The sequence below is a fragment of the Streptomyces sp. NPDC102467 genome (assembly GCF_044765445.1).
Taxonomy (GTDB): domain Bacteria; phylum Actinomycetota; class Actinomycetes; order Streptomycetales; family Streptomycetaceae; genus Streptomyces.
Window position 1 is genome coordinate 200,262 of sequence record NZ_JBIWKA010000008.1, and the last position, 21,038, is coordinate 221,299.

At 70.7% G+C, this 21,038-nt stretch carries 18 protein-coding genes, 1 tRNA gene and 1 pseudogene; 10 read left to right on the plus strand and 10 right to left on the minus strand.

Annotation, left to right across the window (positions count from 1 at the left end; all coding sequences use genetic code 11):
• Positions 1–18: 18 nt before the first annotated feature.
• The 6 genes from ACIREE_RS18595 to ACIREE_RS18620 all read right to left on the minus strand — a co-directional run bounded on the left by ACIREE_RS18595 (position 19) and on the right by ACIREE_RS18620 (position 4,296).
• A tRNA-OTHER gene (locus ACIREE_RS18595) sits at positions 19–127 on the minus strand.
• A 260-nt stretch (positions 128–387) separates the two neighbouring features.
• Positions 388–630 (minus strand): hypothetical protein, encoded by a 243-nt coding sequence (locus ACIREE_RS18600; protein ID WP_404152772.1) that lies wholly within the window; start codon positions 628–630, stop codon positions 388–390.
• A 108-nt stretch (positions 631–738) separates the two neighbouring features.
• On the minus strand, positions 739–1,458 hold the full coding sequence (locus ACIREE_RS18605) for an ABC transporter permease (protein ID WP_404152775.1): 720 nt from the start codon (positions 1,456–1,458) through the stop codon (positions 739–741).
• 9 nt (positions 1,459–1,467) lie between these two features.
• Complete coding sequence (locus tag ACIREE_RS18610; protein WP_404152778.1) at positions 1,468–2,379, minus strand: ABC transporter ATP-binding protein; 912 nt, start codon at positions 2,377–2,379, stop codon at positions 1,468–1,470.
• Positions 2,376–3,278 carry an ABC transporter permease subunit gene (locus ACIREE_RS18615; protein ID WP_404152781.1) on the minus strand — a complete coding sequence of 301 codons (903 nt, stop codon included), beginning with the start codon at positions 3,276–3,278 and terminating at the stop codon, positions 2,376–2,378. Before ACIREE_RS18615 ends, ACIREE_RS18610 begins: the two co-directional genes overlap by 4 nt.
• Complete coding sequence (locus ACIREE_RS18620) at positions 3,268–4,296, minus strand: ABC transporter ATP-binding protein (protein WP_404153325.1); 1,029 nt, start codon at positions 4,294–4,296, stop codon at positions 3,268–3,270. Before ACIREE_RS18620 ends, ACIREE_RS18615 begins: the two co-directional genes overlap by 11 nt.
• A 294-nt stretch (positions 4,297–4,590) precedes the next feature.
• On the opposite strand from ACIREE_RS18620, the gene ACIREE_RS18625 reads away from it, so the two are divergent.
• From ACIREE_RS18625 to ACIREE_RS18670, 10 genes and pseudogenes are all read left to right on the plus strand, one after another.
• Positions 4,591–5,433 carry a M24 family metallopeptidase gene (locus tag ACIREE_RS18625; protein ID WP_404152783.1) on the plus strand — a complete coding sequence of 281 codons (843 nt, stop codon included), beginning with the start codon at positions 4,591–4,593 and terminating at the stop codon, positions 5,431–5,433.
• The gene (locus tag ACIREE_RS18630; RefSeq protein ID WP_404152785.1) at positions 5,433–7,214 is read left to right on the plus strand and encodes an SDR family oxidoreductase; all 1,782 of its coding nucleotides are present in this window, start codon (positions 5,433–5,435) and stop codon (positions 7,212–7,214) included. The genes ACIREE_RS18625 and ACIREE_RS18630 overlap by 1 nt, the downstream gene beginning before the upstream one ends.
• A 116-nt stretch (positions 7,215–7,330) precedes the next feature.
• Positions 7,331–7,510, plus strand: a pseudogene (locus ACIREE_RS18635) (metal-dependent hydrolase); the annotation flags it as partial.
• Positions 7,511–7,586: 76 nt separating this feature from the next.
• On the plus strand, positions 7,587–8,540 hold the full coding sequence (locus tag ACIREE_RS18640; RefSeq protein ID WP_404152786.1) for a MerR family transcriptional regulator: 954 nt from the start codon (positions 7,587–7,589) through the stop codon (positions 8,538–8,540).
• Positions 8,541–8,667: 127 nt separating this feature from the next.
• A complete protein-coding gene (locus ACIREE_RS18645; protein WP_404152788.1) occupies positions 8,668–9,210 on the plus strand; it encodes an RNA 2'-phosphotransferase in 543 nt (180 codons plus the stop codon).
• A 41-nt stretch (positions 9,211–9,251) separates the two neighbouring features.
• Positions 9,252–9,704 carry a hypothetical protein gene (locus ACIREE_RS18650; RefSeq protein WP_404152790.1) on the plus strand — a complete coding sequence of 151 codons (453 nt, stop codon included), beginning with the start codon at positions 9,252–9,254 and terminating at the stop codon, positions 9,702–9,704.
• A gap of 74 nt (positions 9,705–9,778) precedes the next feature.
• Entirely contained in the window at positions 9,779–10,399 is a 621-nt protein-coding gene (locus ACIREE_RS18655) for a cyclodeaminase/cyclohydrolase family protein (protein WP_404152794.1), read from the plus strand.
• Positions 10,400–10,582: 183 nt separating this feature from the next.
• The gene (locus ACIREE_RS18660) at positions 10,583–11,425 is read left to right on the plus strand and encodes a bifunctional 5,10-methylenetetrahydrofolate dehydrogenase/5,10-methenyltetrahydrofolate cyclohydrolase (protein WP_404152797.1); all 843 of its coding nucleotides are present in this window, start codon (positions 10,583–10,585) and stop codon (positions 11,423–11,425) included.
• Positions 11,426–11,524: 99 nt separating this feature from the next.
• Positions 11,525–12,466, plus strand: a complete 942-nt coding sequence (locus ACIREE_RS18665) for an LLM class flavin-dependent oxidoreductase (protein WP_404152800.1) — start codon at positions 11,525–11,527, stop codon at positions 12,464–12,466.
• A gap of 107 nt (positions 12,467–12,573) precedes the next feature.
• The gene (locus tag ACIREE_RS18670) at positions 12,574–13,452 is read left to right on the plus strand and encodes an HAD hydrolase family protein (RefSeq protein WP_404152803.1); all 879 of its coding nucleotides are present in this window, start codon (positions 12,574–12,576) and stop codon (positions 13,450–13,452) included.
• 21 nt (positions 13,453–13,473) lie between these two features.
• On the opposite strand, the gene ACIREE_RS18675 is transcribed toward ACIREE_RS18670, so the two are convergent.
• From ACIREE_RS18675 to cydB, 4 genes are all read right to left on the minus strand, one after another.
• A complete protein-coding gene (locus tag ACIREE_RS18675; RefSeq protein ID WP_404152805.1) occupies positions 13,474–14,514 on the minus strand; it encodes a M23 family metallopeptidase in 1,041 nt (346 codons plus the stop codon).
• 122 nt (positions 14,515–14,636) lie between these two features.
• The gene (locus ACIREE_RS18680) at positions 14,637–16,373 is read right to left on the minus strand and encodes a GAF domain-containing sensor histidine kinase (protein ID WP_404152807.1); all 1,737 of its coding nucleotides are present in this window, start codon (positions 16,371–16,373) and stop codon (positions 14,637–14,639) included.
• A gap of 82 nt (positions 16,374–16,455) precedes the next feature.
• Positions 16,456–19,959, minus strand: a complete 3,504-nt coding sequence (cydD, locus tag ACIREE_RS18685; RefSeq protein WP_404152809.1) for a thiol reductant ABC exporter subunit CydD — start codon at positions 19,957–19,959, stop codon at positions 16,456–16,458.
• A gap of 52 nt (positions 19,960–20,011) precedes the next feature.
• The gene (gene cydB / locus ACIREE_RS18690) at positions 20,012–21,019 is read right to left on the minus strand and encodes a cytochrome d ubiquinol oxidase subunit II (protein ID WP_404152811.1); all 1,008 of its coding nucleotides are present in this window, start codon (positions 21,017–21,019) and stop codon (positions 20,012–20,014) included.
• Positions 21,020–21,038: the final 19 nt, after the last annotated feature.

Below are 21,038 nucleotides of genomic sequence, written 5' to 3' on the forward strand. Positions count from 1 at the left end.
ACGCGTCTGCGGTGTGTGTGGCGGAGGATGCGCGGATCGAACGCGCGCGGGGTTTCCGGCCCCGACGACGACTCGCTTCTGCAGGAACACAGTGCAAGCCGCTGCCTTACCACTCGGCCAATCCTCCGGGTGGGCGGCCCGCATGCCGCTGAGGACACGCGCTCGAAGCGGCCGCCCCGGGCAGCACCCCTGGGCGGGGCTCGACGGAGTGCAGTGACTACTCCGGAGCCTGCCTCGGGCTGCCCTGTGGGGAGCTCGACGGACTACTGACGGTCATCGTCGCGCTCCTCTCCCGGTGGACGGGCGCCGGCAGTGGACCGGCGCGGTGATACGACAACTACTGTGCCGCGCCGCCGATTTCACCGCCACCGAATTAATCCTGAGTGATCACCGGCGGCGCCACTTAAGGCGTCGCGCCTTGCTGAAGAACCACCCGGCGGGTGGCTCCCCCGACCGCCAGGGCTGCGGGTCGGGGCTCCCGTCGCGCCGCCACCGCGCGGTGAGCATGCGCGCTCGCGCCGACGGCTCGGCGGTATCGGCGGACCGTATGAAGTCGGCGTCCAGGACCACGTCGTCCCAGGTGTCGCCCTGATCGGGCCTGCCCCCCTCGCTGATCGGCTCGGCTGCCATCGTGCGTCCTCCTCGGGTGGCCTGTCGGACAGCGCACCCTCCCACCAGTGTCCGGATGGGAGGGTGAAGGCGGCATGAAGAACGGCGCGGAGCCCCTGCTCCCGGCCCCTACTCCTCCCCTGCCAGTTTCAGGGACCGCAGCCGCTGCCCCGCGTACCAGGTCGCCAGCACGGTCACGGCCACCAACAGCACGGTCGCGAGCGGCAGCCCCACGTCCGAGGTGATGAGGTCGCCGCCGGACACCTTGTGGGCGACCGCGAGGGACCACTGCTGCACGCTGAGGGTGCGGGCCCCGGCGACCAGGGAGCCGAAGAGTGCCTCCCATACGAGGGCGTAGACCAGGCCGAAGACGACCGCGTGCCGGGTCACCGTGCCGAGCAGCAGGAAGATCGCGGCGTACGCGATGGAGGCCACCAGGGCGGCGATCGTGTAGGCGACGGCGATCTGCTGCCCGTTCCCGTTGAGGATCAGGCCGGCGATCAGTGTCGGGACGGCCGAGAACACCATGGTCACGGCGATCGCCACGATGAGCTTCGTGAAGATGATCGTGGGGCGCTTGACCGGCTTGGACAGGAGATAGACCACGGACCCGTCGTCGATCTCGGGGCCGATGGCGCCCGTGCCCGCGATGACGCCGATGAGCGGCACCATCGTGGCGAGCGCGAAGCCGCCCAGGACGTCGGACGCGGTCTGGTCATCGGCTCCTGTGAGGCCACGCACCAGCGCGGAGATCACGACGAGCAGTACGGGCAGTGCGAACAGGATGAGGGCCCGGCGACGGCCGAGCAGGGCCCGGTAGGTGAGCCGGGCGACAGTGGGGTCGTACATCAGGGCCTCCTACGCCGCGACGAGATACGAGAAGACGGACTCGAGCGATTCGTCGGACGGCGAGACCGTGAGCAGGCGGATGCCGTGCGCCCGCGCGACCGTCGGCAGCAGCGTCGTGAACCGTCCGAAGTCGACGGCCTGGATGCGCAGCGCGCCTTCCTTCAGGTCGACTTCGATGCCCGCTGTCGAGGGGTCCGCGATCAGCGCCGCGGCCAGGGCCCGGTCGTCGCTGGAGCGGATCAGGTAGCGGTGCGGGCGGTCGGTCATCAGGCGGCGGATCTTGCGGAAGTCGCCGCTGGCAGCGTGCCGCCCGGCGACGATCACCTCGATGTGCGAGGCGAGTTGCTCAACCTCTTCAAGGATGTGCGAGGAGAAGAGCACGGTGCGCCCCTCGCCTCCCATGCGCCGCAAGAGGTCCATGAGCTGCATGCGCTGGCGCGGGTCCATGCCGTTGAACGGCTCATCCAGGAGCAGCACGGACGGCTCGTGGACGAGCGCGGACGCCATCTTCACGCGCTGCCGCATGCCCTTGGAGTACGTCGAGATCTTGCGGTCCTGCGCGTACTCCATCTCGACCGTGGCGAGCGCCTTCTGGGCCTCCTTCTTGCCGAGGCCCTGCAACTCGGCGTTGGCGACGACGAATTCCTGTCCCGTGAGGAAGTCGTACATCGCCTCGCGCTCGGGGACGATGCCGATGTGGCGGTAGATCTGTTCGTTGCGCCAGATCGGCTGCCCGTCGAGCGTCACCGAACCGTTCGAGGGGGCCAGGAAGCCGCCCATCATGTTGATGAGCGTGGACTTACCCGCCCCGTTCGGACCGAGCAGGCCGGTCACGCCGGGGCCGATGTTCATCGTGACGTCGTTGACCGCCACGACGTTGCCGAACCAGCGCGAGACGTGGTCGATGTTGATCGTGGTCACAGTCCGACCTTCCGGTAGCGGCGCATCAGCAGCCCGTAGGAGCCGGCGATGAGCCCGAGGACGACGAGCAGGTAGACCACGCCCTGGCCGGCGGAGGGGCCGTCCGTGCCGGGGAAGGCGGACGTGGCACCCAGGAAGGCGGTCTGTACGCCGTCGATGAGCGTGATCGGCGAGAACAGGCCGAGCCAGGACACCGCGCTCCCGTTGTCCTGCGTGTAGGCGATCGCCTGGACCGTGGAGACGGCACCGTAGGAGATGGTCAGGACGGCGATGACAGCGGCGATACCGAAGCCGCGGCGCGGGGTGACGGCGGAGACGACGAGTCCGATCCCGGCGAAGAGCAGCGACAGCAGCACCACGGAAACCAGTCCTTGGGCGAATCCCTTGGTCTGCTCGGTGAAGTCCAGCTTGGCGAGCAGAGAGCCTACGTAGAGGACGAGCAGCGGGGCTGCCGTGAGGATGAACAGGGCCGACGCCATAGCGGCGTATTTCGCGGCTACGTAGTCGACGCGCTCGATGGGGCGCGAGAAGTACAGCGGCACCGTCTTGAAGCGAAGATCACGGGAGACGGCCTGGGGCGCCTGCGACGCCACATAGAGGCCGATCACCGCCTGGAGGACGATCGCGTAGCGCGTGTAGTCGAGGGGCAGGTCCTTCGCCTTGGTGGCGACGGCGACCGCGACCATGATCAGCGCGGGGACGCACATCACTACGAAGAGCAGCATCGGCAGCACTTTGGATTTGGCCGAGCGGCCGAGCCCGTACGCGCCGCGCAGGCTCTGCGAGAACAGCGAGCGCCGCGCGTACGCGCGGCCCAGGCGCGGTCCGTCGTAGTGGCGGTAGCCGATGTTGTGGATCTGGGTGGACGCACGGTCCGTGGCCATGGGCTCAGTGGTCATCGCGCGAGCCTCCCGTCTGCTGTGGGGCGGCGGTGGCCGCCCAGGCGGCCGTGCGCTCGGAGATCTGCTCCTGCTGCGACTCGTCCTGCTGGTCGGTGGGGCGGAAGACCTCCGCGATGTGGTGCCTGCGCTGCTCCATCCGGACCAGGCCGAGGCCGAGGTCCGCGACGACGTCGCGGACGATGTCGTACGTCTCCTCGCCCTGTGCGGTGAGCAGCACCGTGTGGCCCGCGCCGGGCAGCTCGCCGCCGGTGGTCGTCTCGATGCCGCGCCGGCTGAACGCCTCGCGCAGCGCGCTGGTCCCGTCGGGGTGTTCGTCGCTGTCGGTGACCTCGATCGCGAGGATCGCCGTGCTCTGGGTGAAGTCGGTGGTGGAACTGGAGCGCAGCAGCTTGCCGCCGTCGATGACGACGACGTGGTCGCAGGTGCGCTCGAGCTCGCCGAGCAGGTGCGACGTGACCAGGACGGAGATGCCGAAGTCCGTGTGGACGCGGCGGATGAGGTCGAGCATGTCGTCGCGGCCGACCGGGTCGAGGCCGTTCGTCGGTTCGTCCAGGAACACCAACTGCGGGTCGTGGACCAGGGCTTGGGCCAGCTTCACGCGCTGCTTCATGCCCGTCGAGTAGCCGCCGATGGGGCGGTAACGCTCTTCGTAGAGGCCGACGTGGCGCAGCGTGTCGGCGGTGCGCTCGCGGGCGGCGGTGGGCGGCAGCCCCGACATGCGCGCCATATGGACGACGAACTCGGTGGCCGAGACGTCGGGCGGCAGACAGTCGTGCTCGGGCATGTACCCCACCCGCTCGCGGATCTCACCGCCCTTGGTCGCGACGTCGAGGCCGAGCACTTCGGCCCGGCCCTCCGTGGCGGGGGAAAGACCCAGCAGGATCTTGATCATGGTGGACTTGCCGGCTCCATTGGCTCCGACGAGTCCGGTCACCCCGGGCCCGATATCCATGGTCAGCCGGTCAAGCGCGGTCACCCGGGGGAACCGCTTGCTCAGGCTTTCGGTCGCGATCACAGTCACGGTTCGACCGTAGTGGCGCAAGCCACACCGATTCGTCAGACCAGAGGCTCGACCTCATATGAGACCTGAGTATTACGGGACCCTAGGGGTCCACCCTGAGTAGCTCCTCGCGCCCGGAACCCTCACTCGTCCCGGTGCCGACTCTGTGCACATCACGGACGTTTTCCACAGTCTGCGGCAGGCCCCTTGACGCCGCCGTCAGGCATTGTCACATTCATCAGTGTCAAGTTACGAGCGCGTACGGCGACGACCCGGTCACGGGCGGCCGTGACCGGGACGGACGGTGGCATGACCACAGCAGTGGTACGGGAACTCTCCGCGGAGCTGCGCGGGTTCAGAGAGGTCCAGACGCTCGCGTACGAGTGCGCGGAAGCGGTGGCGGCGCAGCTGAAGCCCGGCGTGACCGAGCGAGAAGCGGCGCGGATGCAGCGGGAGTGGCTGCGCGAGCGCGGCGTGCGGGACTGGTTCCATCTGCCGTTCGCCTGGTTCGGGGACCGCACGGCGTTCGCGAACTTTCGGATACCGCTGCAGTTCTTCCCCACGAACCGCGAGCTCGAGGCGGGGATGCCGTTCATCCTCGACATGGCCCCCGTCCACAAGGGCTTCACGGCGGACATCGGGTACTCCGGCTGCCTCGGCCTCAACCCCCTCCACGACAAGCTGCTTTCGGACCTGGCGGCACACCGCGAGCTCCTCCTGCGCAAGGTGCGCGAGCGCCGCTCGCTGCGGGAGATCTACGAGGACATCGACCGGCTGATGGTCCGCCAGGGCTATGCGAACCGGCATCGCGCGTACCCCTTCGGCGTCATCGCGCACAAGGTCGACCGGGTCAAGGAGCGGCGGCTCAATCCCACCCTGTTCGGCTTCGGTACACAGTCGCTGAAGGGCCTCGCGAGCGACGCGCTGCACGGGCACCGGGACGGCTGGTCGCCGCTGTGGTCCCCCTACCGGTTCTCCGACCACCCCCCACAGCCCGGCCTGTGGGCGGTGGAGCCACACCTCGGATTCCGCGGTACGGGCGCCAAGTTCGAGGAGATCCTCGTCGTCACCGACTCCAAGGATCCCGAAGAGAGCGCGTTCTGGCTGGACGACGATCTGCCGCACGTGCGGCGCTGGGCGGAAGGCATCTGATGACGGACCTCACGAAGATCCACGGCGCGCACGAGCGCTGGGTGCGCACAGGCGGAATCGAGCTGTGCGTCGTCGAACTGGGCGACACGGCGCGGCCGACCGTCGTCCTCGTACACGGCTACCCGGACTCCAAGGAGGTCTGGTCGGACGTCGCCACGCGCCTCGCGGACCGCTTCCACGTCGTGCTCTACGACGTCCGCGGGCACGGCCGTTCCACGCCACCGACCCCGCTGCGCGGCGGCTTCACCCTGGAGAAACTGACCGACGACTTCGTGGCGGTCATCGACGCCGTGAGCCCCGACAGGCCCGTCCACCTGGTGGGCCACGACTGGGGTTCGGTGCAGTCGTGGGAATTCACCACGGTCAAGCGCACCGAGGGCCGCATCGCGTCCTTCACCTCGATGTCCGGCCCCTCGCTCGACCACTTCGGGCACTGGATCAAGCACCGTATGAAGCGGCCCACGCCCCGCAAGGTGGGGCAGTTGCTCGGGCAGGGCGCCAAATCCTGGTACGTCTACATGCTGCACACACCGGTCCTTCCGGAGCTGGCCTGGCGCGGGCCGCTCGGCAAGCGCTGGCCCAAGATCCTGGAGCGCGTGGAGAAGGTCCCTGCGGGCGACTACCCGACCGCGTCGCTCCCCTCCGACGCGGCGCACGGAGCATGGCTGTACCGGGACAACGTGCGGGCGAGGCTGCGCCGGCCGCGCGACGACGCGTACGCGCACGCGCCCGTGCAGCTCATCACCCCCCTCGGGGACGCCTTCCTCTCCCCCCGGCTCTACGACGAGCTCGAACGGTGGGCGCCCCAGTCGACCCGCCGGACGCTGCCCGCCAAGCACTGGGTTCCACGCACCCGGCCCGACCAGCTCACCGCCTGGATCAGTGAGTTCGTCACGGCGCACGAGGAGCAGCAGGCGGGCGTGCCCGCTCCCCGCACGACGGCCGACGGCAAGTACGCGGACCGGTTCGGCGGCCAGCTCGTCCTGGTCACCGGCGCGGGCAGCGGCATCGGGCGGGCCACCACGTTCGCGTTCGCCGAGGCCGGCGCGCGCGTGATCGCCGTCGACAGGGACGCCGAGAGCGCGGCCCGCACCGCCGAGATGGCCCAGCTCATCGGGGCGCCCCAGGCGTGGGCGGAGACTGTCGACGTCACCGACGCGCAGGCCATGGAGAAGCTCGCGGAGAAGGTCGCCGCCGAGTACGGCATCGTCGACGTACTGGTGAACAACGCGGGGATAGGCCTGTCGGGGTCGTTCTTCGACACCACTCCGGAGGACTGGAAGAAGGTCCTCGACGTGAACCTGTGGGGCGTCATCCACGGCTGCCGCCTCTTCGGCAAGCAGATGGCCGAGCGCGGACAAGGCGGCCACATCGTCAACACCGCTTCCGCGGCCGCGTACCAACCCTCGAAGGTGCTCCCCGCCTACTCCACCTCCAAGGCCGCGGTTCTCATGCTGAGCGAGTGCCTGCGCGCCGAGCTGGCGGGGCAGGGCATCGGCGTCTCCGCGATCTGCCCCGGCCTGGTCAACACGAACATCACGGCGACGGCCCGCTTCGCCGGGGTCGACGCCGAAGAGGAGAAGCGCCGCCAGAAGAAGTCCTCCCGCCTGTACGGCCTGCGCAACTATCCGCCGGAGAAGGTTGCCGACGCGATCCTGAGCGCCGTCGCGCACAACAAGGCGGTCGTTCCGGTCACCCCCGAGGCCCGCGGCGCCCGCCTCATGTCCCGCTTCGCGCCCAGGGCCCTGCGCGCGATCGCACGGATGGAACCCCCGTTGTGAGCACGGAAGACGGCACGTACGACACCGAGGAGAGCCCAGGGCACCACACGCTCACCCCGCGCCGCGTCCCCTTCGACCGGGAGTCGCCGCCACTGCAGCCGAGTGCCACACAGGGGGCCGTCCGCAAGGGGCTGCTGCCCGCCTCTCGGGAGCTGGGCGCGGCCATACCCCGCTACCCGCGTCGGTCGTACCATCCCTCGCAGGAGGGCTCGCCGCGCAAGGCGGTCGCGTATCCGGCGGCCTCGCCCGCGGCCAGGGCCACAGCGGGCGCGATCAACCGCTCGGCCACCGCGTGAGCGGTCAGGGGCGCGGTCAGGGTCGCGGCCCGGGTCCTCCGCAGAGACGACCAGGAACGGCCAAGGGGCGTGGGGTGTGACGGAGCAGCAGTCGGTCGCCGAGTACCGGATCGAGGATCTGGCCCACCAGAGCGGTGCCACGGTCCGCACGATCCGCGCCTACCAGGACCGTGGGCTGTTGCCGCGGCCCGAGCGCCGCGGCCGGGCCAATGTCTACACGGCCGCGCATCTGTCCCGGCTGCGCCAGATCGCCGACCTGCTCGACCGCGGCTACACCCTGGCGTCCATCAAGGAACTCCTGGAGGCCTGGGACGCGGGCCGCGGCCTCGGCGGCGTGCTCGGCCTGGTCGCCGAGGTGGACGGCCCCTGGACGGACGAGCGGGCCGGCCGCATCACGCGCGCGGAGCTGGACGAGCGGTTCGGCGGCCACCCCGACGAGGCCGCTGTGCAGGACGCGGTCGAGCTCGGCGTGCTCGAGCGCGTCCCTGGGAAGGACGACGAGTTCCTTGTCCCGAGCCCTCAAGAGCTCGCCGTAGCCGTGGAGTTGTACGCGGCGGGCGTGCCGCTGCCCGCGATCTCCGGCCATCTACGGGAGTTGAGGGGCCAGATCGAACATATAGCCGCTCGTTTCCTGGAGTTCACGACCGAGCATGTGTTCGCCCGTTATCTCGGCCCGTACCCGCCGACCGACACAGAAGCCGCCGAAGCCGCGTCGCTTGTACGCCGCCTACGACCTCTCGCGCAGCAGTCGGTCGATGCCGAACTGGCTCGGGCTATGCGCCTGTTCGCCACGAAGCACCTCCACCGTCACCTCGCGGACGGCCCGGTCGCGGCTCCGTCGAACGAGCCGCAATCCGTGGCCATACCGGCGGACACAATGCGGGCTGTTCGCACTCTGGTTGGTCCGGACAGCGTCTCCGCGTTCGTCGCCGCCGCGGCAGAACGCGAGGTACAAGCACGAGCATTGGACGCACTAGCCTCAAAACGCAACGCAACGCCCCCTGTTGACCAAAAGGGTTATTCTGCCTGAGAGTTGTCCACAGAATCGTCAAGTAGCCTGTGGATAACACTATTTGGCTGTGGATCAAACATCCGAGAGCGCTTCCGCGGAAGAAATCTGCGTGCACGACGGGTACCCTCCCGGGCACCCTGGCGCCATGAACGAGCAACGCACCGTCAAGGTGTCGAAGTACCTCTCGAAGCATCTGCGACATCAGCCGGACCGCATCGGGCTGACGCTCGACGAGGCGGGCTGGGTCGAGATCGACGAGCTGCTCGCCGCGGCGGCCGCGCACGGCTTCCGTGTCAGCCGGGCCGAGCTGGACCAGGCGGTCGCGGAGAACGACAAGCGGCGCTTCGCTGTCGACGGCACCCGTATCCGCGCCAGCCAGGGCCACACGGTCGAGGTCGATCTGGGTCTGCCGGCCGAGCAGCCGCCGGCGTTTCTCTACCACGGCACGGTCGCCCGCTTCCTCGACGCGATCCGCGCCGAGGGCCTTCGGCCGATGAGCCGGCACGACGTGCACCTGTCGGCGGACCGTGGGACCGCCACCCGGGTCGGTGCCCGGCGCGGCCGGCCCCTCGTGTTGTCGGTCGACGCGGGGGCGATGCACCGCGACGGCCACACCTTCCGTGTGAGCGCCAACGACGTCTGGCTCACCGCCGCCGTTCCCCCGCGCTACCTGCGCTTTCGCGACTGAGACCGATCAGGGCGAGACGCTCTGAGGCATGATCGGGCGGTATGGATCCCGTGCACCTGCCCACGACCGAGGCGGCCGTCGCCGCGCTGCGTGTGACTGCCCGCGAGTTCAACCTGGAGATCGAGGTCACGCACGACATCGGCGCGGACCGGACCTCCCGCCGCACTGCCTCCGCGATCGGCGCGATCACCGACCCCGACGGCTCGCTGCCCCACGAGGCCTATGTGGAACTGGGCGGTTCCCCGCGGATCGACGTGCGGCTCTTTCCCGAGGATGACGCGCTCATCACGGTCGAGGGCGTCGCATTCCACGACGTACCGCGTGACGAGGTGATCCCGTTCCTGCGGTCCTGCTACAGCGGTCTCGCCCATGTCCGCGGCAAGCGCTTCCCGCCCGGATACCGCCTCGTCGTACCGCTGCCCGGCGACCGTACGTACAAAGAGTTCCTGCCGATGATCGGCCTCACACCGTGGCTGAGCGCCCGCGTGCGCTGATTCGGGGCGCCAACTGCCGGTCTGCGGTGGAAGGATGGCGGTATCCGCCGACGCCGATCGAAAGGCCCGCGCCCATGCGCGACGTGACCATCGACGCTTTCCTGACCGGCCTTGCCGCCCGCGTACCGGCGCCCGGCGGAGGCGCGAGCGCCGCGCTGCACGCCGCCCAGGCCGCCGCGCTCCTCGGCATGGTGGCGCGCTACAGCACCGGCGAGAAGTACGCCGCGCACGCCGAGCCCATCGCCCGCATCACGGCCGAGACGGACCGGCTGCGCGCCACCGCGGTGCAGTCGGCGCAGGACGACGCGGAGGCGTTCACCGCGGTCACCGACGCGTACAAGCTGCCACGGACCTCGGACGCGGAGAAGGAGAAGCGATCCGCCGCCATCGCCACCGCACTGCGGGGCGCCGCCGACGTGCCCGCCCGCGTGATCGCCCTCGCCACACGCCTTGTCGAACTGGCCGAGGAGATCCTGCCGTTGAGCAACCGCAATGTCAGCACTGACGTCGCCGCCGCGGCCGAGGCTGCTCGGGCCGCGGTCGCCACGGCGCGTGTGAACGTCGAGGTCAATCTGGCCGGGATCAAGGACGAGTCGACGCGGGACGCTCTGCGCGCGGCGATCGCGGACGTGGACGCCGTCGCGTCCCGCGCCGAGCGGGTGACGTCGGACGTCCGGCGACAGATCGCCGATTGAGACTCCCTCCCGCCGGTTGAGACTCCCCTTGGCCGGTCGGATCCCTTCGTCGGTCCAGACCCCTTCGCCGATCAGACCCCTTCGTCGGTTGAGACCCTTCGCCGGTCCAGCCCCCGTCACCGGTTCAACACCCTTCGTCGGTTGAGACTCCTCCCAAGCCCCGCACCTTCCAGGAGCCCGCACATGACCGCCACACTCCTCTACGGCAAGGAACTCGCCGGTGCTCTCCGCCAGGCGACCGCGACCCACGCCGCGGACCTGACCGCCCGCGGCACACGCCCCCATCTCACCGTCGTCACCGCCACCTCCGACGAATCCAGTGCCTGGTACGTCCGCTCCATCGCCCGCGCGGCGGCGAAGGCAGGACTACGCTGCACCGTCGCCGACCTGGGCGACGACGCCCCTGCCGAAGACGTCCGCGCCCGCCTCATGGAGCTGAGTGCCGACCCGGATGTACACGGGATCATCCTGCAGACCCCGCTGCCGCAGGGCGCGCACCTGGAGGATCTGGCCTCCGCCATCGTCCCGGCCAAGGACGTGGACGGCGCCAATCCGCTCTCGCTCGGCCGCCTGGCGTCCGGCCTGCCGGCTTTCGCCCCGGCCACGGCCGAGGCCGTGGTCGCCCTGCTCGACCATCACGGGGTCGCACTGCACGGTCGGCACGTCGCGGTCGTCGGCCGCTCCACCGTCGTCGGAAAACCCGCCGCCCACCTCCTGCTCGACCGCCACGCCACCGTGACCGTCTGCCACTCGCGCACCACGGACCTGGCCGCGATCACCTCCACCGCGGACGTACTCGTCGCCGCCGTGGGCCGCCCCGGGCTGATCACCGCCGCACACGTCCGCCCCGGCGCGACCGTCATCGACGTGGGTACCAACCCGACCGACGACGGCGGCCTCGTCGGCGATGTCGACCCGTCCGTGATGTCAACGGCCGGGGCCCTCACTCCAGTTCCCGGCGGCGTCGGCCCCGTCACGACGGCTCTGCTCCTGCGGCACACGGTCATGGCGGCGGACGCCTCCTGACCGCGCGGCACCCGATCCCGGCCCCGTCGGCCGCCCCCGGCCCGCCCCGCTCCTCACCACCCCGAGCAGGGGCGGAGCGCTCCGCATACGCTCACGGGCATGACCGACAAGGCCCCCGCGTCCCAGACCCCGCTCCGTCTGAGCACCGTGATCCTGCCCTACCGCCGCTGGCACGAGGGCGCCCGTGAGGCATGGGTGCGCGCCGAGGAACTGGGCTTTCACACCGCGTACACGTACGACCACCTGTCCTGGCGCGTGCCGTTCCGCGACGGACCATGGTTCGGCGCGGTCCCGACGCTGACCGCCGCGGCGGGTGTCACGGAGCGGCTGCGCCTGGGCACCCTCGTGACCTCGCCGAACTTCCGGCACCCGGTCACCCTCGCCAAGGAACTGATCTCGCTCGACGACATCTCGGGTGGCCGGGTCACGCTCGGCATCGGCGCGGGCGGCACCGGCTTCGACGCGAGCGCCCTCGCGCGCGGCGACCAGGAAGCGTGGACCCCGCGCGAACGGGCGGACCGCTTCGCCGAGTTCGTCCCCCTGCTCGACCGGTTGCTCACCGAGGACACCGTCTCGTACGACGGCACGTTCTACTCGGCGGGCGGCGCCCAGAACATCCCGGGCTGTGTGCAACGCCCCCGGCTGCCCTTCGCGGTGGCCGCGACCGGGCCGCGTGGCCTCAAGCTGGCCGCCCGCCACGGGCAGGCATGGGTGACGACCGGCGACCCGAAGCTGTACGCATCGGGGACCCCGGAGGAATCGATTCAGGCCATTCGCGGTCAGGTCGGGAAACTGGCCGCGGCGTGCGATGCCATCGGCCGCGACGTGGCGGAGATCGACAAGGTCCTGCTCACCGGATTCACCCCGGATCGCGGTCGCCCGCTGGAGTCCGTCGACGCCTTCGTGGACTTCGCGGGCACCCACCGGGAGCTGGGCTTCACCGAGATCGTCGTGCACTGGCCGATCGCCGACACCGACTTCGCGGCCGACCAGAAGATCTTCGAAACCATCGCGACCGAGGCCCTCGCCCAACTCGGCTGAATCGCGGCGGGCGACGGCACGGGCCAGGCGGGGCGCATGCGCCAGTAGCGCACTCATCTGTGCGCCCCGCCGCACGCCCGTGCGCACAGGTGCGCGACGATAGGGCGGTGACCTCACCGACTCCTGGGCCCCGGACCCCGGCCCCCTCCGCCCCCGCGCCACGGCTGATCGCCACGGACCTCGACGGCACGCTGCTGCACGACGACAAAACCGTTTCTCCCCGGACGGTCGCCGCACTGGCCGCCGCGGAGGAGGCCGGCATCGAGGTCTTCTTCGTGACGGGCCGCCCGGCCCGCTGGATGGACGTCGTCAGCGATCATGTGCACGGTCACGGTCTGGCCATCTGTGGCAACGGCGCCGCCGTCGTGGACCTGCACGGCGGCCCCGGCAACCACCGCTTCGTCAAGATCCGGGAACTGGCGGTCCCGGACGCGCTCGACGTCGTACGGGTCCTGCGCGCGGCGGCCCCCGGCACGTCGTTCGCGGTCGAGCGGACGGGCGGCCTGCACCACGAGCCGACGTACCCGCCGCTGCACCTCGAACCCGGGGAGAGCGTCGCGGCCGCCGAGAAGCTGCTCGCCGCCGACTGCCAGGGGACCGCTGTGGCGGACCAGCCGGTCCTGAAGGTCCTCGCGTTCCACCCGGAGCTCGGCCCCGACGAGTTCCTGACCCTGGCCCGCGCCGCCGTCGGTGACCTGGCGGCCATCACGCGCTCCAGCCCGAGCGCCCTCCTGGAGATCAGCGGCCGGAACGTCTCCAAGGCGAGCACGCTCGAACTGTGCTGCGCGGAGCGCGGCATCTCTCCTGCCGAAGTGGTCGCCTTCGGAGACATGCCCAACGACATGGAGATGCTCGCCTGGGCGGGCGCTTCCTATGCGATGGGAAACGCGCACCCCGGCCTGGTGACCGCGGCGACCGGCGTCACGGCGACCAACAACGAGGACGGCGTGGCCCGCGTCATCGAGGACATCCTGGCCGCCCGCTGAACTACAGCGGGCGTCACTGCACTACAGCCGTACGCCCCGCTCGGCGAACCACTTCACCGGGTCCACCCCGGACCCCAGGTACCGCGTGAGCCGCACCTCGAAGTGCAGGTGCGGCCCCGTCGAGTTGCCCGTGGTCCCCGACTGCCCGAGCCACTGTCCCGTCCGTAGCCTCTCGCCCTGTTCGACGGTGACGGCCGCGAGGTGCGCGTACTGCGTGTAGTAGCCGCCCGGGTGCCGCACGACGACCTCGATGCCGAAGGCCCCGCCGCAGGACACACTCACGACGCGCCCCGCGCCGGCCGCCCGCACGGGCGTGCCGATGTCGACCGCGAAGTCCTGTCCGGTGTGCCGGTGCGCCCAGTGCTCGCCCGCACTGTCGAAGCCCGCGGACAGCTCGTACCTCCGCACAGGGGGCACCCACGCGCGCGTGGCGTGGAATTTCGGCTGTTCGAGGCGTACTGCGCCACGGCACTGCCCGGCCGTCACCGACCGGTCGGCCTCGTCCTGCAGTTCCCCCTGTGCCTGTGCGAGCTTGCTCGCGATGCTCTTCTTCAGTTGGGCGAGTTGCACGTTGCGCGCTTGCAGGGAGTGCCATTGGGCGCTCGCTCCGCGCTGCCCCTCCGCAAGTTTCTTCTCGGCGCGCCGACTCTTGCCCACGGCATTGTTCAGCGCCAGGTCGGCCTGCCAGACGGCACGTTGGCCGTGCATGAGCTCTTCGGGCTCGGCGGAGAGGAGCATCTGCGCCGTGAACGGGATGTCGCCGCCGCTGCGGTACTGCGCGCGGGCGATGCGGCCGAGGTCGTTGTGGAGCACGGTGATCTCACGCCGCTCCCTGGCGAGCAGCCGCTCCGTCTTCCGCGCCTTCGCCTTCTGTACGCCGACGGCTCTACGCCCCGCTTCGTAGCGCTGTGTCGCCGCTGACGCCTCCTCAAAGAGGCGCGCTACTTCGGCACTGGCCTCGGGGCCCTCCGCGCCCCGGGAGAGCGTGGGCGGGCCGCCGAGTACGAGGAGTGCGCACAGCAGCGCCGGGACGACTAGGGAGCGGCGAGGTCGTTGGCGCATGCCCCGGATCGTTGCCCGCCGTGCGGCCGCCCTCCTGCGGGATTCGTACGGCCGGGGGAACGCTTGCCCCGTACGGCGCAGGAACGTACCGCCGACTCAGGTACGGCGTCGGCTCGGCCCGCTCAGTAGGGCGCCTGCCAGACCACCGTCGTGCCACCCCCGTCGTCCCCGATGCCGGGTCCGTACCAACTGTCGCCACCGAGCGACTCGGCCCGCCTCTTGAGGTTCTTCAGACCGCTGCGCCGGCCGCCCTCGGGGATACCCACGCCGTCGTCGGCGACCGTCAGCCGGACGCCCTGCGAGCCGTCCGGCAGGAGCACGGTCGCGTCCACGACGACGTCGATCCGCGAGGCGCCCGCATGCCGGAACGCGTTCGAGAGGGCCTCCCGCAGGGCCGCGATGAGGTTCTTGCCGGCGAGTTCGCCCACCACAGCGTCGACCGCCCCCAGGAAACGGTACGAGGGCTTGAAGCCGAGTGGCACAGCGGCCATGTTGACTTCCCGCAGCACGCGCGTGCGCAGGCCCGACGGTGCCTCCGTCGGTCCCTGCTGGAGCGCGAAGATGGCCGTACGGATCTCCTGGATCGTGACGTCCAGCTCGTCGACGGACTTGCCGATACCGGTCTGCACCTCGGGCACCACGGACCGGCGTTGGGCCGTCTCCAGCATCATCCCGGTGGCGAACAGTCGCTGGATGACGAGGTCGTGCAGGTCGCGGGCGATACGGTCGCGGTCCTCGAAGACGGCGAGCCGCTCCCGGTCGCGCTGCGCCTCGGCCATCATCAGCGCGAGCGCCGCCTGCGAGGCGAACTGCGTGGCGAGGGTGCGCTCCCCCTCCGTGAAGGGCCGCCCTCCACGCGCGCGGGGCGTCACCAATGTCCCCAGTACGCGTCCGTCGCTCTGCAGGGGCAGCAGCATGGCCGGGCCGTAGTCCCGCGCGAGATCGGTCATCACGCGCGGGTCGGTGGCCGTGTCGTCGATGAAAACGGCTTCACCGGCGAGGAGTTCGGAGACGATCTCGCTCTCCGGCGGGATGATCACGCCCAGTGCGCTGGAAGGCCCGTCCGAGGCGACGGCGACGATCTCCATGCCTCCCTCCTCGTCCGGCAGCAGCACTATGCCGGCCGCCGACTCCGAGAGCTGGCGGGCCTGTTCGGCGACCACTTGCAGCGCGTCCTCGGCGTCGCCGCCCGACAGCAGCGCGGTCGTCACGGCCACGGACCCGTCGATCCACCGCTCGCGCTGTTTGGCCGCTTCGTAGAGGCGCGCGTTGCCGATCGCGATGCCCGCCTCCGTAGCGAGCACCCGGACCATGTTCAGGTCGTAGTCGTTGAACTCGCCGCCCCCGTGCTTCTCCGTGAGGTAGAGGTTTCCGAAGATCTCTCCCTGTACGCGGATGGGGACGCCGAGAAACGTCCGCATCGGCGGATGGTGCGCAGGAAATCCGCACGAGCGCGGGTCGTCCGCGAGGTTCGCCAGGCGCATCGGTTCGGGGTCATGGATGAGCGCGCCGAGCAGTCCCCGGTGCCCGTCGGGCAGCCGTCCGATGCGCAGCGCGGTCTCGTCGTCGATGCCGTAGTAGACGAAGTCCGAGAGCCCGGCGCCGTCCTCGGCGATGACACCGATCGCCGCGTACGTGGCGTCCGCCAGCTCGGCGGCGGTCTCGCAGATCCGGTCGAGCGTGGAGTGCAGCTCCGGGCCGGTGCCGACGGAACGCATCGCTTCCAGGAGCTGCGGCACCCGCGCGGTCAGCTCCGTCGACAGCCCGTGGAGGCTGCGGGTGCTCTGGGTCGTCGCCTCCACGGAGTTCGCGGTGGACGCGGCCGGGTCCGGAGCGGCGGGCTCCAAGGGTGCTGCCATGCCCCCGAGACTAGTTAGTCCCATTTGGCGAGGAAAGTCGGGGTTACCGGTGCCGCACGCCCGCGATCACCGGCAGCCGCGATCACCGGCGTCCACCGGAGCCGACCAGCAACTCCGCCGCGCCTTCCCGCTCCCGCAACTCCCGCAACGGCCCCTCCACAGCAATCAGCTCCCCGTACGAGCCGCGCTGGGCGACCCGCCCGCCGTCGAGCACGAGCACCTCGTCGACGGCGTCCAGACCGGTGATCCGGTGCGTGATGAGCACCGTCGTACGCCCCTGGGTCGCATCCAGCAGGTCCGCGGTGAGCGCGTCCGCCGTCTCCAGGTCGAGGTGCTCGGCGGGCTCGTCCAGGACCAGGACGGGGAAGTCGGCGAGGAGTGCACGGGCCAGCGCGAGCCGCTGCCGCTGCCCGCCAGACAGCCGCGCGGCGTGCTCACCCACCAGGGTGTCGAGCCCGTCGGGCAGCGCGTCCGCCCACTCCAGGAGGCGTACACGGTCGAGCGCGTCCCGCAATTCGCCTTCAGTGGCGTCCTTCTTGGCGAGCAGCAGGTTCTCGCGGACGCTGCTGTCGAAGAGGTGCGCGTCCTGGGCGCACAGCCCGACCAGACGTCGTACGGCATCGCCTTCGAGGGCGTACGCGTCGGTCCCGCCGAGCGTGTACGTCCCGGCGTCCGCATCGAGGAAGCGCAGCAACACCTGGGCGAGCGTGGTCTTGCCCGACCCGGAGGGCCCGACGACGGCGATCCTGCGGCCGCGCTCCAGCGTCAGGTCGACCCCGCCGAGCGCGTCCCGCGTCTGCCCCTCGTACCGGGCGGTGAGGCCCCGCACGACGAGCGGGAAGGGGTCCTGCGGCGCCGGTGCGGGCCGTTCGGGCTCCCGTACGGGTTCGGGGGCGTCCAGGACCTCGTAGACGCGCTCGGCGCTCTTGTGAACCCGCTGCCGGTACTGCACGGCGAGCGGCAGCCCGAGCACCGCTTCGAACGCGGCGAGCGGTGTCAGGACGACGACCGCCATGGTCACCCCGTCGAGCTGTCCGGCGCGGACGCCCTGCACCCCGACTAGTGCGGCACCCGCCACGGTCAGGCCGGTGATCAGCGCGGTGAGGCCGTCGCCGAGCGCGGTCGCGGTGGCCGCGCGGGACGCGATCCGGGTCAGCACCGAGTCGGCGTCCTTCGCTTCCTTCGTACGCCGGGGAAGCGCGCCGGCGACGGTCAGCTCCGCCGTCCCGGTGAGCAGTTCGGCCGCGCGGGTGGCAAGCACTCCGCGCGCGGGAGCGAGTTTCCCTTCCGCCCGGCGGGCCACCGCACCGGACAGCAGCGGGACACCGACCCCGGCGAGCAGCAGCCCAACGGCGAGCACGACACCGGCCGCGGGCAACATCCATGCGGTGAATGCCACGGAACCCACGCCTACAAGTGCCGCGACGGAGGCGGGCAGCAGCCAGCGCAGCCAGTAGTCCTGGAGGGCGTCCACGTCGGCGACGAGCCGGGAGAGCAGGTCGCCGCGGCGCGTCGTACGCAGCCCGGCGGGCGCGAGGCGCTCCAGGCGCCGGTAGACGGCGACCCGGGTGTCGGCCAGCATCCGCAGCACGGCGTCGTGCGACACCAGCCTCTCCGCGTACCGGAAGCAGGCCCGGCCGATGCCGAACGCGCGCGTGGCCGTCACCGCGACCATCAGGTACAGCACCGGCGGCTGCTGCGCGGCCCGCGAGATCAGCCACCCGCTGGTCGCCATCAGGCCGACCGAGCTGCCGAGCGCGAGCGCCCCGAGCAACAGCGCGAGAGCCAGTCGCGAGCGGCGCGGGCGCGCCGCGGCCCGAAGGCGGGTGAGGACATGCCGCCGGTCCGCGGGCGCGTCCTGCGTCTGGGCCGCCGCGAGGGCGGCGACGACCGGACCCGGTGCGGACAGGCCCGGCGCCGTGGCAGCACGCTGGTGCGGCAGCCGGTCCGTGCCGGGAGCCTCCAGCCGCACGACGCGGTCGGCCACAGCAAGGAGGGCCGGCCGGTGCACGACCAGCACCACGGTGCGGCCCACGGCCAGCCTGCGCACCGCCTCGACGATGCCTGCCTCGGTCTCGCCGTCCAGCGCGGCCGTCGGCTCGTCGAGCAGCACGACGGGCCGGTCGGCGAGGAACGCCCGGGCCAGCGCGAGCCGCTGCCGCTGCCCGGCCGAGAGCCCTGCCCCGTCCTCGCCGAGTTCGGTACGTACGCCGCCGGGCAGTGCCTCGACGAACTCCAGCGCCCCGGCCTCCCGCAGGGCCGCCAGCACCGCCGCGTCGTCGGCGTCGGGCCGGGCGAGGCGTACGTTGTCCGCGATCGACCCGGCGTACAGCTGCGGCCGCTGCGGAACCCACGCCACGCGCGCGTGCCACGCCTCCCGCGAGGTCTCGGCGAGATCGGCGCCGCCGACGAGAACCCGGCCGCTACAGGGACGTACGAACCCCAACAGGGCGCTCAGAAGCGTCGACTTGCCCGCCCCGCTCGGCCCGACGAGGGCGACTGTCTCCCCGTCGGCGACTTCGAAGGAGACATCAGAGACGGCATCCTCGACCCGTCCTTCATAGCGGACAGAAACGGATTCAAACCCGATGCCACCGGCCGAAGGGACCGGCCCAGCGCCGGACTCGGGCAGCGGTGTCTCCAGTACGGCGAAGATCTCCTCCGCGGCGGCAAGGCCCTCGGCCGCCGCGTGGAACTGCGCACCGACCTGCCGCAGCGGCAGATACGCCTCGGGCGCGAGCACGAGGATCACCAGGCCCACGTAGAGGTCCATGTCGCCGTGCACGAGCCGCATGCCGATGGTGACGGCGACCAGGGCGACCGACAGGGTCGCGAGCAGTTCCAGCGCGAAGGACGACAGGAAGGCGATCCGCAGGGTGCGCATCGTCGCCCTGCGGTAGTCGCCGGTGATCGTGCGGATGGACTCGGCCTGTGCCTTGGCCCGGCCGAACACCTTCAGGGTCGGCAGGCCCGCGACCACGTCCAGGAAGTGCCCCGAAAGCCGGGACAGCAGACGCCATTGGCGGTCCATCCGGGACTGGGTGGCCCAGCCGATGAGCATCATGAAGATCGGGATGAGGGGGAGCGTGCCGACGATGATCGCCGCTGACACCCAGTCCTCGGTGACGACGCGGGCGAGCACCGCCACCGGAACCACCACCGCGAGCCCCAACTGCGGCAGATAACGCGAGAAGTAGTCGTCGAGCGCGTCCACGCCGCGCGTCGCGAGGGCGACCAGCGAACCGGTGCGCTGCCCGCTCAGCCAGCCGGGGCCGAGCTGCGACGCCCGCTCCAGCAGCCGTCCCCGAAGCTCCGACTTGACCGCCGCGCTCGCCCGGTGCGCGGCCAGTTCGGTCAGCCAGGACACCAGGGCGCGCCCGGCCGCGACCAGCGCCAACAGCAGCAGCGGAGTGGTCAGCCGCCCCACGTCGAAGCCGTGCTGGAAGGCGCCCACCACCACTTCGGCGATGAGCATGGCCTGGGCCACGACCAGGCCCGCCCCGGCGGCGCCGAGGACGACCACCGCCAACAGGAAGAGGCGGGTGGCCCGGGCGTACCGGAGCAGACGCTGGTCGATCGGTTTCACGTGAAACACACCCTCACGTAGGCGCGTAGGTACGTAGGCATGCAGATCAGCTTCAGTGCGTGGCGTCGGCGGCGATGTGCTTCGTGCCGATCCGCTTGCGGAACACCCAGTAGGTCCACGACTGGTAGAGCAGCACGAGCGGCGTCGCGATCGCCGCGAGCCACGTCATGATCTTCAGGGTGTACGGGCTCGACGAGGCGTTGGAGACCGTGAGGTTCCATTCCGGGTTGAGCGACGACGGCATGACGTTCGGGAACAGCGTCAGGAAGAGCATCGCGACGGCGGCCGCGATGGTGATGCCGGACAGCGCGAACGACCAGCCCTCACGTCCCACCTTGATGGCGACGATCGCCCCGACGAGCGCGACCACGGCCACGATCATCGCGATGAGCGAGCCGCCGTCCCCCTTGTCGGCCTGGGTCCAGATCAGGAATACGAGGGCCAGCACCGCGGTCACCAGACCGAGCGTCAACGCCATTTTCCGCGCCCGCGTCCGGATGTCGCCGAGCGTCTTGAGCGAGGCGAACACCGCACCGTGGAAGGTGAACAGGGTCAGGGTGACCAGGCCGCCCAGGATCGCGTACGGGTTGAAGAGGTCCCAGAAGGTGCCGACGTACTCGAAGTTCTTGTCGATCTTCACGCCGCGCACGATGTTCCCGAAGGCCACGCCCCACAGCACCGCCGGGATCAGCGAGGTCCAGAAGATCGCGTGCTCCCAGTTGGTCTGCCATTTCTGCTCGGGCCGCTTCGAGCGGTACTCGAAGGCGACACCGCGCACGATGAGGCAGACCAGGATGATCAGCAGCGGCAGGTAGAAGCCGGAGAAGAGCGTCGCGTACCACTCGGGGAAGGCGGCGAAGGTCGCGCCGCCGGCCGTGAGCAGCCACACCTCGTTGCCGTCCCAGACGGGCCCGATCGTGTTGATCAGTACGCGCCGCTCGGTGCGGTCACGGGCCAGCAGTTTGGTGAGGATGCCGATCCCGAAGTCGAAGCCCTCCAGGAAGAAGTAGCCGATCCACAGGACCGCGATGAGTACGAACCAGACGTCGTGGAGTTCCATGACTTGAGCGCTCCCTGGG

What these genes read in the sequence shown, in the direction of transcription:
- ACIREE_RS18665 (WP_404152800.1), top strand. Translation starts at nt 11,525, where the DNA reads ATGACCGACAAGGCCCCCGCGTCCCAGACCCCGCTCCGTCTGAGCACC.
- ACIREE_RS18680 (WP_404152807.1), bottom strand. Translation starts at nt 16,373, where the DNA reads ATGGCAGCACCCTTGGAGCCCGCCGCTCCGGACCCGGCCGCGTCCACC.
- ACIREE_RS18675 (WP_404152805.1), bottom strand. Translation starts at nt 14,514, where the DNA reads ATGCGCCAACGACCTCGCCGCTCCCTAGTCGTCCCGGCGCTGCTGTGC.
- ACIREE_RS18650 (WP_404152790.1), top strand. Translation starts at nt 9,252, where the DNA reads ATGGATCCCGTGCACCTGCCCACGACCGAGGCGGCCGTCGCCGCGCTG.
- ACIREE_RS18660 (WP_404152797.1), top strand. Translation starts at nt 10,583, where the DNA reads ATGACCGCCACACTCCTCTACGGCAAGGAACTCGCCGGTGCTCTCCGC.
- ACIREE_RS18615 (WP_404152781.1), bottom strand. Translation starts at nt 3,278, where the DNA reads ATGACCACTGAGCCCATGGCCACGGACCGTGCGTCCACCCAGATCCAC.
- ACIREE_RS18630 (WP_404152785.1), top strand. Translation starts at nt 5,433, where the DNA reads ATGACGGACCTCACGAAGATCCACGGCGCGCACGAGCGCTGGGTGCGC.
- ACIREE_RS18645 (WP_404152788.1), top strand. Translation starts at nt 8,668, where the DNA reads ATGAACGAGCAACGCACCGTCAAGGTGTCGAAGTACCTCTCGAAGCAT.
- ACIREE_RS18600 (WP_404152772.1), bottom strand. Translation starts at nt 630, where the DNA reads ATGGCAGCCGAGCCGATCAGCGAGGGGGGCAGGCCCGATCAGGGCGAC.
- ACIREE_RS18605 (WP_404152775.1), bottom strand. Translation starts at nt 1,458, where the DNA reads ATGTACGACCCCACTGTCGCCCGGCTCACCTACCGGGCCCTGCTCGGC.
- ACIREE_RS18625 (WP_404152783.1), top strand. Translation starts at nt 4,591, where the DNA reads ATGACCACAGCAGTGGTACGGGAACTCTCCGCGGAGCTGCGCGGGTTC.
- ACIREE_RS18655 (WP_404152794.1), top strand. Translation starts at nt 9,779, where the DNA reads ATGCGCGACGTGACCATCGACGCTTTCCTGACCGGCCTTGCCGCCCGC.
- cydB (WP_404152811.1), bottom strand. Translation starts at nt 21,019, where the DNA reads ATGGAACTCCACGACGTCTGGTTCGTACTCATCGCGGTCCTGTGGATC.